The following is a 1,157-nucleotide window of genomic DNA, read 5'->3' on the forward strand; positions in this document are numbered from 1 at the left end:
TATAACGGTAAAACCATTACCAACAGCAACCCTTTCGGGTGTTGGCACTATTTGTAGTGGAGCAAGTAGCAGCATTAGTATAGCCTTGACGGGCAGTGCCCCATGGAATTTGGTGTATAATGACGGTACAGGAAATGTAACAGTCAATAATATCTTAACTTCGCCACATACAATCAGTGTAAGTCCGAGTACAACGACGACATACAATTTGGTGAGTGTAAGTGATGCGAATTGTACGGGCACTGTATCAGGTAGTGCAACAGTAACAGTAAATCCGTTGCCAAATGTAATAGCTACCCCACCAAGTGATGCAATCTGTAGTGGGACAAGTACGAACATAGCATTGACGAGTGGTGTAGCGGGTGCTACGTTTAGCTGGACGGCATCAGGCATAAGTGGCAGTGTATCAGGTTTTTCAGCAGGCAGTGGCAGCACTATAGCTCAGACACTTACGGGCATTGGAGTAGTTCGTTATACAATTACGGCCACTGCAAATGGTTGTAGTGGAAGTACTATAACAGTAGATGTAACAGTGAAACAAGCTCCAACTGCGAGTTTGTCGGGTACAGGTAATATATGTGCTGGTGGCAGTGCGAGTTTAAGTGTGGTGTTGACGGGAACAGCCCCATGGAGTTTGGTGTATAATGACGGCACAGGAAATGTAACCGTAAATAATATATTGGTATCGCCACATACAATTAGTGTAAGTCCAAGTACAACGACGACATACAATTTGGTGAGTGTGAGTGATGCGAACTGTACAGGCACTGTTTCAGGTAGTGCGACAGTAACAGTAAAACCATTGCCAGTAATAACAGCGACACCATCTAGTGAGACATTGTGTAGTGGAGGAGCAACTAATATAGCCTTGACGAGTACAGTACCCACTACGACTATGAGCTGGACAGCCAGTTTGGTAAGTGGAACAGTGAGTGGTTTTTCAGCAGGTAGTGGTAGTACCATTGCCCAAATACTAACAGGCTCAGGTGTAGTACGTTATACTATAAATTCTAGTGCAAATGGTTGTAGTGGAAATACTATAACAGTAGATGTAACGGTAAAACCACTACCAACGGCGAGTTTGTCGGGTACAGGTAATATATGTTCTGGTGGCAGTGCGAATTTGAGTGTGGTGTTGACGGGCAGTGCGCCATGGA

1 protein-coding gene is annotated in these 1,157 nt (G+C 44.6%); it reads left to right on the top strand.

Features of this window, described 5'->3' with window-relative positions; genetic code table 11:
- Positions 1-1,157, top strand: a 1,157-nt coding sequence (locus tag BM090_RS18645) for a PKD-like domain-containing protein (protein ID WP_177200022.1), incomplete at both ends; no start/stop codon positions are given.

It is taken from the genome of Flexibacter flexilis DSM 6793 (genome assembly GCF_900112255.1).
GTDB classification, from domain to species: Bacteria; Bacteroidota; Bacteroidia; order Cytophagales; family Flexibacteraceae; genus Flexibacter; species Flexibacter flexilis.